We start from the raw sequence: 13,124 nt of genomic DNA on the forward strand, positions 1-13,124 counted from the left end.
GTTATAGGGAGTGCGCCAGCGCACTCGTTGCGTGCCCGATCGTTACGAGTGCGTCACCGGTAATGCTTTGGCCGGTTTCCGGTCCGGTCCCTCGGGGCATCCAATCCGTGGCGTGGGGCAAAGGAGGTCTCGGGGGTGGCGTTTGTGGTGGCACAAGAAGTGCCCACGTCGTCGAGCATGGCCGTTCCCCATGGCCCTGCCGGCGTGGGACAGGCGAGACATCGGATGCGCGAGCAGTTGCGCGGCAACGGGGTATCCGATTCGGTCGTCGACGACGCGGTTCTGATCCTTTCCGAACTTCTCAGCAATGCGTATCGGCACGGCAGACCGCTGGGGCGGCAGGCGGACGTCGGTGACGGCGACATCCGTGCCGCGTGGCGTGTGGACAGAAAGGGCGGGCTGACCGTCGAGGTCACGGACGGGGGCGGACCGACTCGGCCGATCCCGGCCACCCCTTCGGTGACGGCACGGGGCGGCCGGGGGCTCAACATCATCAGCGCCCTTGCCCAGGAATGGGGCGTACGGGACGACTCCTCGGGCGAGGTCACCGTCTGGGCCCTGGTCTCCGCCAAGGTTTCCTCCAAGGTCTCCGCCAAGCAGCACCGGCTCAGCGGGCTCGGGGGGCTGGCCGGATTCGACGGCCTGGACTTCGCGGACGCCTTCGACGACGCGAGCTGAACCTGGCCGGGCAATCCCAACGGCCGTTACGGCGGGGTCGTTGCGCCGCCGTCGTGCGCCGCGGTTGTCGCGGCGGGGTCGTTACGGCGGGGTCGTCGCGGCGCGGCCGTTGCGGCGGGGTCGTTGCGCCGCCGTTGTTGCCCGCGGTTGTCGCGCCGCGGTTGTTGCACCGCTCGTTCCGGCGCGGTCGTCGCGGCGGTGCTTCCGGCGTCGTCGCGGCAGGTCTTCGCAGCCGGTCTTCCCGGCAGGTCTTCCAGCAGTGATTCCAGCGTCGTCGCGGCAGCCGTACAGGCGGGTGTGCCCCTGGGGGTCGGCGCGTGCGGCTAGGCTCGCGCCGAGACCGCACTGTCGCAAACGGGAGAATGCCCACCATGGCCAAGAAGCGCCCTCAGACCAAGGCCGGGAAGCAGCAGCTCAAGGACGGTGAGATCCCGGTGGTCGGGGCCCGTGAGCCCTGCCCGTGCGGCTCGGGCCGCCGTTACAAGGCGTGTCACGGACGCGCCGCCGCCCACGCCGTGACCGAGCTCGTCCACCGCCCCTTCGAGGGCCTGGCCGGTGAGTGCGACTGGGTGTCCCTGCGCGAGCTGGTGCCCGCCGCCACCGCCGAACTGACGCTGAAGGGCGGGCTGCCCGAGGGCGTGCCGTCCGTGACGCTCGCGACCGTCCTGCCGATGGCCTGGCCCGCCCTGCGCCGCGACGACGGCACCGTCCTGCTCGCCCTGCAGAACGACACCTCCTCCGGGGACCTCAGCCGGGACCTCGCGGACACCCTTCAGCGGGCGCTGGAGACCGAGCCGGGTTCGCCGGTCGCCGCCCGCCGGGTGCCGGCCGACGGTCCGCGGCTCCAGGATCTGCTCGACCCGGACGCCGCGTTCGAACCGGTCGTCCACTCCGGATTCGAGTTCTGGGTTCCCGACGCGGAGAACGCCACCCCCGAGGTGTCCGCCTCCCTGGAGCGCGCCAACGCCGCCGCGATCCCCACCACCCTGCTCTCCGGCGTCGATGCCGCGTACTGGTGCGAGACCCCGGAGAAGAACCACCTGCGCTGGGTCATGCCGCACCCCGAGGAGCAGCTTCTCGACGCCCTCGCCCGGCTGCACGCCGCGGGCACCTCCTCGCTCGGCGAAGGAACCAGGCTGGTCGGGTCGTTCCGGGCGCACGGGCTGATGGTCCCGGTCTGGGACCTGCCGAGCTCGATGGGCGCAGAGGCGTGCGAGAAGCCCGCGGTCGAGTTCGCCGAGCGCCTGGCCGGGGCACTCGCGTCGGACGCCCCCCTCACCGCCGAGGAACGCCGGGCGCGGGGCGGGCTCACCAACCGCCAAGTGACGCTCAGCTGACAGTGACGACACCTGTGGGCATCTGGTGACTCGCGTCACAACTCCCCGTACCCACAGGTAAATCACTGTCCGAATAGGCGAGATCGAATTTGCGAACGGGAGATCTCTTGTTACCGTTCTAAAAGCCCGGTCGCTGGTGCATCCCCCGTCGCCAGCGATCGGGCGTCCTCATTTCCGGGTGCGTTCCGGATACGTCGCGTGTACGGCGCCCTCGTACGCGGCGCCCCGTCGCAGAGCCGGGACCGGCCGTTCGGCCCCGCCCCCGGGCCGCCGGAACGCCGCCTCTCCCCCATCAATCCGATGCGTGGGACGGTCGATTCGACCCAAAGCGCAGCAGCAGCAACGCCGCCTCGCCCTCGGCCCCGCGCGCCCATCGTGCTGCGCGGCAGTGCGTACGCGTCCACGTCCCGCGCGCCCCTCGCCCACGTCGCACGTCACCCGTCCAGGTGGGGAACAGCCGCGTCGCGGCGATGCCCCCCCGGTCGCACCGATGCCGTCCTTGGCGCCGGACCGTTCGAATTCGGACAATGGTCCGGGGCCGGAACTCCTATTCGGCACTCCCGCAGAAGAGGCATCGGAGGGTACGCCGGAAAGGTCACCGGAAGGGTCGTCAGAAAGCCTGCCGCCAGCAGATTTTGCCACTGAGGCAGGGGATTCCGCGGCTTCCGATACCGGTTCCGGACCGCCCGGCATCCCTGCGGAAGGGCCTGCGGAAGGGCCCGCGGAAGCGCTCGTAGAAGCGCCCGGTGGAAGTCGTCCGGCGACGACCGCCGGAGCCGTGGGACCCGATCATGCGGAGATTCGCGGGGGCCGCGCCTGGTGACCGCCCGGGAATTCCTGACGGTGAGCCGAAGATATCGGCGGAATACTCCGCGCCGGGACGCCGAGCACCGATTCACCGCGGATCTCGGGCGGCTCACACCCGTACGAGTGCGCCGCCCGGATCCGTTTCAGTACGCGAGTCTGCTGCCGCCGTCAGGTGCGCCGGTGCTCGCCTCGACCAGTGCGTCCAGGACCGCCTCCACATCCGGCAGCCAGGGTGCCGCGGTCCCGGGGCCCGGAACCCGTTCCCAGTGCGCCTGTCCCGCACCCGCCTCGGACGGCGGCAGGAGGAGATAGCCGCCCTCGCCGTGGAACCGCAGCGAACTGGGCACCCAGTCCTTGGCGTGCAGCAGCTCTCCGAGCCGTTCCAGGGTGTACGGGGCCACCAGCAGCGACCACCGCGTCGGCGTCGCCACCACCGGCCCCAGGCGCAGGCCCAGGCGGTCGAGGGCGGTCAGCGCGCTCGCGCCGGCCACGGCGGGCAGGCTCACCGCGCAGGGCGCATGGCCTCCGGTGGCGAGCAGGACGGGAGCGGTGGGGCGGTTGGCCCACCACCAGCGCACCATGCGCTCGTCGGTGGTGGCCGCCAGGAGTCCGGGATCGAAGGGGTGCGCGCCGGGTACGGCGCACTCGGGGTCGGGGCAGGCGCAGCCGCGATCGCCGCGCGGACCGGCCGCCGCAGAGCCGACTCCGGGCAGCACGGGCCACTGCCATGCCGTGGCACAGGTCAGCGCCGCGTCGAGCTGGGCAGGGCCTCCCTTGCGCCGGAGCCTGCGTCGCCTTCCGAGGATCTCGCGCATGAGCGCTCGTTCCTTTCCGTTGAACGCCGAGGTCCACATCGCACCACGTGGGCGTTACCGCACGTGTGCGTCTCTTCGCTGTGCGTACATGCTCAACAGTTCTGCGGTACGGGCAAGCCGTCGGTACCGAGCGTGAGCCGAGCCGAGCAGAGTGGAGCCGATTTGAGTGGAACCGAGCAGAGTCGAACTGAGCGAAGTCGAACCGGCCTGGCGGAGTCGAACCGGCCGAGCCGGATCGAGGCCGGCCACATCATGGCGAGGGTGGCACGCGCCTCACGCGAGCCGTCCCTGGTGCAAACCCCGCCACTCGGGGGCGGAGGTGTAACCGTCACGGATAAGGACGTCCGGGCCCGCTGCCAGGTTCCGGGGCTGATCACAACTGCCCCTGCTCATCATCGATTACGTACCCAGCATGCCCGGAATGACGCTCCCCCTGGCACTTCGTCCCGAGGGCACCCTCTGTCGAGCACGACCAGTCGACCGCAAATAGCTGCCATAGGGTGCATTTTTTGGCCAAGTTAAGAATCACTTGGACACCACGATTCCCGTGGGGACAATGCTGGACATCAGCTTACTTGTGCGTGTACATGTGGATGCATTGATAGCGGCGCAGAATGACTTGGGGGTTTGCGATGCTATTCGACGAATCGCACCAGTCGGAAAGCTGGCTGCCATGAGCTCCCTACACCTGCCGAAAGTGGCTGGAATCGATCCCACAGTTCCGGTTTCAACGCACACTGCCGCACCTCTGACGGAAGTGGCGGCCGCCCCCGGAGCCTTCATCCAGGACCGTCTGGCGAGCTGGGTCTCGGATCTCACCACTCTCCACGAGCTCACCGAGCGCCTGGCCGGAACCCACACCCTCGACGACGCCCTGCACGAGCTGCTGCGGGCCGGAGCCGCCCTCGTCGGCGCCCGTCGCGGACTTCTCGTGCTGGAGCCCGCGGACGGTGGCGGACCGTCCACCACCATCGGTCTCGGGCTCGCCCACGCCGATCTCGGCAGCATCGAGACCGTGCCGCGCAGCGTCACCTCCTACGGCCGGATCCTCGACGGACTTCCGGACGCCGAAGGTCCGCTCACCCACCGCGATCTGCTCGGCGACAAGGGCCTCGACCCCCGCCACCGTGAGGTGGCCGCCCGGCTCGGCTACGCCGCCAGTTACGCGCTGCCGCTCGCCACCGAGGCGGCCGGCCGGCTCGGCGCGGCCGTCTGGCTGTACGACGAACCCGCCGAACCCCTGGAGCGCCAGCGCCACCTCGTCGGCCTGTACAGCCGTTACGCCTCCGAGCACCTGGCCCGGATGCTCGAACTGGAACGGGCCAGGACCGAGGTCGCGATCCTCGCCGAGGAGCTGCTGCCCACCCGGCTGCCCCGCGTCCCCGGCGTCCGGCTGGCCGCACGCCGCCTCGTCGCGGCCAAGGGCGGCGGCGACTGGTACGACGCCCTGCCGCTGCCGGACAACGCGCTCGGCCTCGCCGTCGGCTCGGCCGGCGGGTCGGGACCGGGCGCCCTGGCCGCCATGGGCAGGCTCCGGGCCAGTCTGCGGGCGTACGCCGTGATGGAGGGCGAGGACCCCGTCGCCGTACTCTCCGATCTCGAACTGCTGCTCCGGCTGACCGAACCGGCCAGAACCGCGACCGCGCTCTTCGCCTACTGCGAACCCGCGGCCCGCAAGATCGTGCTGTCCGGGGCGGGGCACTCACCGCCCCTGATCACCGGCGACCGGCGCACCGAGTTCGTGGAGACGACGCTGTCCGCTCCGCTGGGCATGCTCGCCTGCTGGGAGGCGCCGAGCGTGGAGTTCACCCCCGGACCCGGCGAGACCGTGCTGTTCTACACGGACGGGCTGCTGCGCCGCACCGGCGACGCGATGGACCGGGCCTTCGCCCGGCTGCACTCCGCGGCCGCCGGGGTGCCCAGGGCCGCCCGCCACGACCCCTCCGCCGTCGCCGACCACGTCCTGAGGACGATGCTGCCCGACGGTCTCGACCGGAGCGACAGCACCGAGGACGTGGTGGTGCTGGCCGCGTACTTCGAGTGACGGCGACGGCCGGCGACAGCCCGGAGTCCGCGCCGCTCACCCCAACGCCGCCCCCTCCGCGGGCGTCGGAGGTGTAACAGGTCCTTCTGCCCTGGGCCCCCTTCCGTACACCCGTACGATGGAGGCGGTCCAGTGTCGTATCAAGGAGAGACAAATCGTGTCTGAGGAGCTCACCCCGGAGAACCCGGAGCCGGAGACCGAAGAAGCAGAGCCGATCAAGCAGCGGAAGAACGGCCTGTATCCGGGCGTCTCCGACGAGCTTGCCGAAAGCATGAAGTCGGGCTGGGCCGACACCGAGCTGCACGGCCTCGAACCGATCGCCCAGGCCGCGCACACCGCCGCCCGCCGCGCCGCACTCTCCGCGCGCTTCCCCGGCGAGCGCCTGGTCATTCCCGCGGGCAACATCCGGACCCGCTCCAACGACACCGAGTACGCCTTCCGCGCCTCCACCGAGTACGCGTACCTCACCGGCGACCAGACGCACGACGGCGTGCTCGTCCTGGAACCGGCGGGCGCGACGGGCCACGACGCGACGGTCTACCTCCTGCCGCGCTCCGACCGCGAGAACGGCGAGTTCTGGCTCGACGGCCAGGGCGAGCTGTGGGTGGGCCGCCGCCACTCCCTGCCCGAGGCCGAGCAGCTGCTGGGCATCCCGGCGAAGGACGTCCGCGAGGTGGCGGCCGCGCTGACCGGGGCCACCGGCCCGGTCCGCAACGTCCGGGGCCACGACGCGGGCATCGAGGCCGCCCTGACCGACAAGGTCACCGCAGAGCGCGACGAGGAACTGCGCGTCTACCTCTCCGAGGCCCGTCTGGTGAAGGACGCCTTCGAGGTCTCCGAACTCCAGAAGGCCTGCGACGCCACGGCACGCGGCTTCGAGGACGTCGTCAGGATCCTCGACAAGGCCGAGGCGACCAGCGAGCGTTACATCGAGGGCACCTTCTTCCTGCGCGCCCGTATCGAGGGCAACGACATCGGCTACGGCTCGATCTGCGCCGCGGGCCCGAACGCCACCACGCTGCACTGGGTCCGCAACGACGGCGCCGTCCGCGCGGGCGAACTGCTGCTCCTGGACGCCGGTGTGGAGACCAATGACCTCTACACCGCCGATGTGACGCGGACCCTGCCGATCAACGGCACCTTCACGCCGCTCCAGCGCAAGATCTACGACGCCGTGTACGAGGCCCAGGAAGCGGGCATCGCGGCCGTCAGGCCGGGTGCCGACTTCCGCGACTTCCACGACGCCTCGCAGCGCGTGCTCGCCGAGAGGCTCGTCGAGTGGGGTCTGCTCGGCGATCTGTCCGTGGACAAGGTCCTGGAGCTGGGCCTCCAGCGCCGCTGGACCCTGCACGGAACCGGCCACATGCTCGGTATGGACGTCCACGACTGCGCCGCCGCGCGCACCGATTCGTACGTCAACGGCACCCTGGAGCCGGGCGTCTGCCTGACCGTGGAGCCCGGACTGTACTTCCAGGCCGACGACCTGACGGTGCCCGAGGAATACCGCGGCATCGGCGTCCGGATCGAGGACGACATCCTCGTCACGGAGGACGGCAACCGGAACCTGTCCGACAAGCTGCCGCGCCGGGCCGACGACATCGAGGCGTGGATGGCTCAGCTGAAGAGCTGACCCCACCCGCCCGGACCTCACCAGCCCGGACCCCGCCCGGACCGGTAAACGGAGGGCGCGCCGCTCAGGACACCATGAGCAGCGCGCCCTCCCGCCATTTGAGGACCTTGTCGAAGCTCACGACCGCGCCCCGGCCCGGACGGTTGCCGAAGTGGACATGGTCGGCGAGCTGTTCGATGAGACCCAGGCCACGGCCGCTCTCGGCGGTGGGCAAGGGGTGTGCGGCAGGGCGAAGCACGCGCCGGACGGGAAAGCCCGGCCCCGAGTCGGCGACTTCGATACGGCATTTCTCGCCGTCCAGATACGCCGTGACCCGGTACTGCCCGGAGTCCGTACGGGGCTGCTCGTACCCGGAGTCCTCCCGGCCGCCGCCGTGTTCCACGGCGTTCGCACAGGCTTCGCTGAGCGCGACCGACAGGTCGTAGGAGATGTCCGGATCAACCCCGGCCGTTTCCATGGTGCCGAGCAGAAAACGACGGGCGAGCGGGACGCTCGCAGCTTCGCGCCGCAAATGGAGTGACCACCACATGCTCATGCTCCAGCCTCCTGGCTGCGGCTCGACATACCGATACGTATTGCCGCACAGGGCGCTTCGTAAGCACAGAACGGCTGTGAGAGCCCTCATTCGGCGGATGCGAATATTCCGCACAGCGGTGTATGTCCGGCCGCGCGGTGGTGCGTGTGACGGCCGCGCGGTGGTGCGTGGGATGGGCGCGCGGTGGTGCGTGGGATGGGCGCACAGTGCCGCATGTGACGGGCGCGGCGGCGGCGTCGGCCGACCGGCCGCGCGACTTCCGCGAACAGGTGCAACAAGCCCTCTTGGGGACGGAAGTAGATCTTCCGGACCTGCCGTACGGGGACCGGGGGCACAGTGCGATGATGTCCCGGCCATGTCCACGCCTGACGCACGTGCCGGAGCCGGTCTGCGGCTCATGAGGGCCGCGGTGTTCGCCGCGGTCTGTGTCGTGCTGTCCGCGGCGGGACACGCGTTCGCCGCCGGTGCCGCGGTGCCCCTCTGGACGCTGCTCGTCGGCTTCGCCGCGATCTTCGTGGTCGCCGCGTCGCTCGCCGGGCGCGAACGGTCAATGCCCTCGATCGCGGGCGTCCTGGCAGGCGGCCAGCTCGCCCTGCACGCGCTCTTCGCGGCCGGCGGCCATGGCACGGGCGCCGCGAACACGACCGGCGACCACTCCCTCATCCGGTTCGCCGCCGGGCTCGTGTGCGGCATGGGACCGTCCCAGCTGAACGCCGCCGAGGCCCACCGCATCGTCACCACCGCGGGGATCGACCCGGAGGCCGTCTCGCAGGGGCACGACCACCTCGCGTCGGCCGGAGCGGCCACCGCCGGAGCGGCACCCGGCGCCACGGGTACGGCCGGGGCGTACGGGTCGGTGATGGACCTGCTGCCGAACCTGCCCATGTGCCTGGGGCACCTGCTGGCCGCACTCGCCACCGGCTGGCTGCTGCGGCGCGGCGAGATCGCCCTCTTCCGGCTGGCCACGCTCTCGGCGCACGGCGCCCAGGAACTGGCGGCCGCGGCCCGGCTGCGTGCCCTGCGGGCCGCACTCTCTCTCGTACGCGCCCTGCGTGCGGGCCTGCCCGGACAGCTCACGTCCGGGCCGCTCACACTCCGCACGGCCGAAGATGTCCCGGCGCCCGCCACCGGGGACCCTCTGCAGCACATGGTGACCAGGCGCGGGCCTCCCGCCGCGTACGCACTCGCAGCCTGACACGACACCTCCGCTTCGCCGTTCCACCGCTTCTTCGCGGACGGGTGTCGTGCTGCCGTCGCGCACCCGCGCGCCGGACCACCGTTTCCTCGTAGCCCTGTGGAGTGATCCCTGCCATGAACGTTTCACGCATCGCCATCGCGGGCGGCGTCGCCGCGTCCACCGTCCTGCTGCTCGCCGGTCCCGCCGCCGCACACGTCGGCGTGCAGCCGCAGGGCGAAGCCGCCAAGGGCGGTTACGCCACCATCAACTTCAAGGTCCCCAACGAGCGCGACGACGCCTCGACGGTCAAGGTCGAGGTGAACTTCCCGACGGACCACCCGCTGTCGTCCGTGACCCCGCAGGCAGTGCCCGGCTGGAAGATCGACATCACCAAGAGCAAGCTGGCCAAGCCGCTCGACGTACACGGCAAGAAGATCAACGAGGCCGTCTCCAAGGTGACCTGGACCGCGGACGGCAGCGAGATCAAGCCCGGCTACTTCCAGCAGTTCCCGCTCTCGGTCGGCCAGCTCCCCGAGGACGCCGACCAGCTCGTCTTCAAGGCCCTCCAGACGTACGACGACAAGGAAGTCGTCCGCTGGATCGAGGAGCCCAAGGAAGGCGCGCCCGAGCCCGAGAGCCCGGCCCCGGTCCTCAAGCTGACCGCGGCGGCGTCCGACGGCCACGGCGGCGCCGCGGCCGGCAAGGACGCCGGCACGGACAAGGCGAGCGACACGACCGCGTCGTCCAAGGACAAGAACGCGACCGCCGCGTCCTCCAGCGACGGCACCGCCCGCACCCTGGGCATCATCGGCATCGTCATCGGCATCGCGGGCGTCGCCTTCGGCGTCCTCGCAGGCCGCCGCCGTAACGCCTGACCGACCCGTTCCACCACCCGCACCACACTCAGGAAACTCCCATGCGCAGCAAGAAGATGGTGCTGACCGCGGCGTTCGCCGCCGCGGTCGCACTGACCCTGTCGGCCTGCGGCAGTGGTGACGACTCGGCGAAGAAGCCCGTCTCCGACGTCAGCACCCAGCCCATGACCCAGGCCGCGACCGTGCTCGACCAGCCGTTCACCAAGCCCAACCTCGTACTCACCGACACCCATGGCAAGAAGTACGACCTCCGCGAGGAGACCAAGGGCAAGCCGACGCTCATCTACTTCGGCTACACCAACTGCCCCGACGTCTGCCCGCTGACCATGAGCAACATCTCGCTCGCCAAGCGGGCGCTGCCCAAGGCCGACCGGGACAAGCTCCAGGTCGTCTTCGTCACCACCGACCCCGAGCGGGACACCCCGTCCTCCCTCGGCAAGTGGCTCACGGCGCAGGACCCGTCCTTCACCGGACTCACCGGCGACTTCCCGACCATCCAGGCGGGAGCACGGCAGATCGGCATCGGCATCGACGCGCCGAAGAAGGAGAAGGACGGCACCGTCGTCTCGATGCACGGCGCCCAGGTCATCGCCTTCTCCCCGAAGACCGACCGCGGTTACATGCTCTACGGCGAGGACACCACGTCCGAGGAGTACGCCAAGGACCTCCCCAAGATCCTCAAGGGGGAGACCCCGTGAACCGCCGCACGACCCTCGCCTGCGTTCTGGCCCTCACCACCGGGCTGACGCTGGCGGGGTGCTCCTCGGACCGCAAGCCGGAGCTGAAGGTCGTCGGCGCGTTCATGCCGCAGCCCGTCAGCGACATGGCGGCCGCGTTCCTCGTCGTGGAGAACAGCGGCGGCACGGCCGACCGGCTCACCTCGGTGACCAGCCCGCTCTCGGACGACGTCACGATCCACGAGACGAAGAACCAGACGATGCGCGAGGTCACGTCCTTCGAAGTCCCCGCAGGCGGCGAGCTCGATCTTGAACGCGGTGGCAACCACATCATGTTCATGAAGCTCAAGCAGAAGCCCAAGCAGGGCGAGAAGGTCTCCATGGAGCTGCACTTCGAGAAGGCCGACCCCATAAAGGTCGACCTTCCCGTGAAGGAGACCACCCACAACCCGAAGAAGCAGTGAGGGACTGACACCCATGACCGCCACCGCCCCGCGCTTCGGGCCGTCCCCGATACGACGGCCGCTCGCCGCGGCCGCGCTCCTCGCCACGCTGATCAGCCTGCTGTTCGGCCTGGTGCTGGCAGGCGCGAGCCCCGCGTCCGCGCACGCCGCCCTCACCGGGAGCGACCCGCAGGACGGGGCGGTGGTGGCATCGGCCCCCAAGGAAGTCACCCTCACCTTCTCCGAGTCGATCGCCATGGGCGACGACTCGATCCGGGTCCTCGACCCCAGCGGCAAGCGGGCCGACACCGGCGCGCCGCGCGATCTGAACAGCGGCGGCACCGTGCGCTACGGCGTCAAGCTGCACGCCGGTCTGCCCGACGGCACCTACACGGTGGCCTGGCAGGCCGTCTCCGCCGACAGCCACCCCGTCTCCGGCGCCTTCACGTTCTCCATCGGCGCCCCGTCCGAGACCACGGTCGCCCTGCCCTCCGGCGGAGCGGGCGGCGGTCTCGTCGGCACCCTCTACGGCATCGCGCGCTACGCCGCGTACGCCGGGTTCGTCCTGCTCGTCGGCGGCTCCGTGTTCGTCCTCGGCTGCTGGCAGCGCGGCGCGGCCGCCCGCCCGCTGCAACGTCTCGTCGTACGCGGCTGGATCACCCTCACCGCGGCCACCCTCGCGATGCTGCTGCTGCGGAGCCCGTACACCGGCAGCGGCAAGCTCGGTGACGCCTTCGACCTCGCCGGCCTGCAGACCGTCCTGGACACCAAGCCCGGAGCCGCGCTCGTCTCCCGGCTGCTCCTGCTCGGTGCCGGCGCGCTGTTCATCGCCGTTCTGTTCGGGACGTACGCGAAGCGCGAGGACGAGAAGGTGAAGAAGGACCTCACCTTCGGGCTCGCGACGGGCGGAGCGGTCATCGCCGCGGGCATCGCCGGTACCTGGGCGCTCTCCGAGCACGCGTCGACCGGCATCCAGGCGGGCCTCGCCATGCCGATGGACGTCCTGCACCTGCTGGCCGTCGCCACCTGGCTCGGCGGGCTCGCGGCGCTCCTCGTCGCCCTGTACCGGACGCCGGACATCGGGAGCGCGGCGGTACGGCGCTTCTCGCGGGTCGCGTTCGGCAGCGTCCTGGTCCTCACGGCGACCGGCATCTACCAGTCCTGGCGCCAGGTCGGCTCCTGGTCGGCGCTGACCGGCACCCGGTACGGACAGCTGCTGCTCATCAAGGTGGGACTGCTCGCGGTACTCATCGGGCTGGCCTGGATCTCCCGGCGGTGGACCGGCCGGCTGACGGACGGCGCGTCGCAGACCGAGGCGGAGACCTCCGAGCAGGGGGAGATCTCCGGGGAGGGGGAGATCTCCGGGGAGGCGACTTCTGCGCAGGAGGAGGCGGGTCCGGAGGAGTCCGAGTTGGAGGCTGCGGGTGCGCGGGAGTCCGAGGTGAAGGTCGCTCCCGAGCGCGCCGCCCAACTCGCCCGGCAGCAGGCCGTGCTGACCGCCACGAAGAAGAAGCGGGTCCGCGACGCCGACCCCGAGCGTTCCGGGCTGCGCCGCTCGGTCCTGGCCGAGGCGGCCGTCGCCGTGGTGCTGCTCGCGGTGGCGACGGTCCTGACGTCCACCGAGCCGGCGCGCACCGAGGAGGAGGCCGCTCGCGGCACAACGGCGGCGAGCGCACCGGTGTCCGGGGGCCCCGCCGAACTGAGCATGCCCTTCGACACCGGCGCCCGGAACGGCAAGGGGACCGTCCGGATCGAACTCGATCCCGGACGCACCGGCGCCAACGAGCTGCATATCTGGATCGACGGCAGTGACGGGAAGCCGATGGATGTCCCCGAGGTGAAGCTCGCCCTCACCCTGGAGTCCAAGGACATCGGCCCGCTGCCGGTCGCCCCCGACCGGCTCACAGAGGGGCACTGGACGGCGAGCGGCGTCCAGATCCCGATCGCGGGTGACTGGAAGGTCGCCGTGACGGTGCGTACGTCGGACATCGACCAGGCCACCATCGACAAGAACGTAGAGATCGGCTGAGCACGGTGAGCAAGAGCACGAAGCGTACGAAGGGCACCTCGACGGGAGAAGCGGGCGCGGGTTCCCGCGCCGGTGCC

General features: G+C 70.8%; 10 protein-coding genes and 1 pseudogene. 9 read left to right on the top strand and 2 right to left on the bottom strand.

Translation table 11 applies throughout. The features are described from left to right. The first annotated feature begins 48 nt into the window (after window positions 1-48). Together OG413_RS10390 and OG413_RS10395 are read left to right on the top strand one after the other, a co-directional pair. Window positions 49-678, top strand: a pseudogene (locus tag OG413_RS10390) (ATP-binding protein). A 371-nt stretch (window positions 679-1,049) separates the two neighbouring features. Further along, window positions 1,050-2,015: a DUF5926 family protein gene (locus OG413_RS10395; protein ID WP_266804517.1), complete on the top strand. Its 966-nt coding sequence runs from the start codon at window positions 1,050-1,052 to the stop codon at window positions 2,013-2,015. Window positions 2,016-2,965: 950 nt separating this feature from the next. On the opposite strand, the gene OG413_RS10400 is transcribed toward OG413_RS10395, so the two are convergent. Continuing rightward, on the bottom strand, window positions 2,966-3,637 hold the full coding sequence (locus OG413_RS10400) for a bifunctional DNA primase/polymerase (protein ID WP_266804518.1): 672 nt from the start codon (window positions 3,635-3,637) through the stop codon (window positions 2,966-2,968). Window positions 3,638-4,193: 556 nt separating this feature from the next. Here OG413_RS10400 and OG413_RS10405 point away from each other — a divergent pair. After that, entirely contained in the window at window positions 4,194-5,681 is a 1,488-nt protein-coding gene (locus tag OG413_RS10405; RefSeq protein WP_266804520.1) for a PP2C family protein-serine/threonine phosphatase, read from the top strand. A 157-nt stretch (window positions 5,682-5,838) separates the two neighbouring features. Then, window positions 5,839-7,311, top strand: coding sequence for an aminopeptidase P family protein (locus OG413_RS10410; protein WP_266804522.1), 1,473 nt, complete (start codon window positions 5,839-5,841; stop codon window positions 7,309-7,311). A gap of 64 nt (window positions 7,312-7,375) precedes the next feature. Here OG413_RS10410 and OG413_RS10415 read toward each other — a convergent pair whose 3' ends face one another. After that, complete coding sequence (locus OG413_RS10415; RefSeq protein WP_266804524.1) at window positions 7,376-7,846, bottom strand: ATP-binding protein; 471 nt, start codon at window positions 7,844-7,846, stop codon at window positions 7,376-7,378. A gap of 355 nt (window positions 7,847-8,201) precedes the next feature. Here OG413_RS10415 and OG413_RS10420 point away from each other — a divergent pair, with 355 nt between their 5' ends. The 5 genes from OG413_RS10420 (at window position 8,202) to OG413_RS10440 (ending at window position 13,047) form a co-directional block, all read left to right on the top strand. Next, complete coding sequence (locus OG413_RS10420; RefSeq protein ID WP_266804525.1) at window positions 8,202-9,041, top strand: hypothetical protein; 840 nt, start codon at window positions 8,202-8,204, stop codon at window positions 9,039-9,041. A gap of 116 nt (window positions 9,042-9,157) precedes the next feature. Then, window positions 9,158-9,898 carry a YcnI family protein gene (locus tag OG413_RS10425; protein WP_266804527.1) on the top strand — a complete coding sequence of 247 codons (741 nt, stop codon included), beginning with the start codon at window positions 9,158-9,160 and terminating at the stop codon, window positions 9,896-9,898. 41 nt (window positions 9,899-9,939) lie between these two features. Further along, complete coding sequence (locus OG413_RS10430) at window positions 9,940-10,596, top strand: SCO family protein (protein ID WP_266804529.1); 657 nt, start codon at window positions 9,940-9,942, stop codon at window positions 10,594-10,596. After that, complete coding sequence (locus tag OG413_RS10435) at window positions 10,593-11,039, top strand: copper chaperone PCu(A)C (RefSeq protein ID WP_266804531.1); 447 nt, start codon at window positions 10,593-10,595, stop codon at window positions 11,037-11,039. The genes OG413_RS10430 and OG413_RS10435 overlap by 4 nt, the downstream gene beginning before the upstream one ends. Window positions 11,040-11,052: 13 nt before the next feature. Continuing rightward, window positions 11,053-13,047, top strand: coding sequence for a copper resistance CopC/CopD family protein (locus OG413_RS10440; RefSeq protein WP_266804533.1), 1,995 nt, complete (start codon window positions 11,053-11,055; stop codon window positions 13,045-13,047). The last annotated feature ends 77 nt before the right edge of the window (window positions 13,048-13,124 follow it).

Origin of the sequence: Streptomyces sp. NBC_01433 (genome assembly GCF_026340105.1) — a bacterium.
GTDB lineage: Bacteria > Actinomycetota > Actinomycetes > Streptomycetales > Streptomycetaceae > Streptomyces.

Coding starts and splice junctions, on each gene's coding strand:
- OG413_RS10425 (WP_266804527.1), top strand. CDS start 9,158: ATGAACGTTTCACGCATCGCCATCGCGGGCGGCGTCGCCGCGTCCACC.
- OG413_RS10440 (WP_266804533.1), top strand. CDS start 11,053: ATGACCGCCACCGCCCCGCGCTTCGGGCCGTCCCCGATACGACGGCCG.
- OG413_RS10420 (WP_266804525.1), top strand. CDS start 8,202: ATGTCCACGCCTGACGCACGTGCCGGAGCCGGTCTGCGGCTCATGAGG.
- OG413_RS10430 (WP_266804529.1), top strand. CDS start 9,940: ATGCGCAGCAAGAAGATGGTGCTGACCGCGGCGTTCGCCGCCGCGGTC.
- OG413_RS10415 (WP_266804524.1), bottom strand. CDS start 7,846: ATGAGCATGTGGTGGTCACTCCATTTGCGGCGCGAAGCTGCGAGCGTC.
- OG413_RS10395 (WP_266804517.1), top strand. CDS start 1,050: ATGGCCAAGAAGCGCCCTCAGACCAAGGCCGGGAAGCAGCAGCTCAAG.
- OG413_RS10400 (WP_266804518.1), bottom strand. CDS start 3,637: ATGCGCGAGATCCTCGGAAGGCGACGCAGGCTCCGGCGCAAGGGAGGC.
- OG413_RS10405 (WP_266804520.1), top strand. CDS start 4,194: ATGCTGGACATCAGCTTACTTGTGCGTGTACATGTGGATGCATTGATA.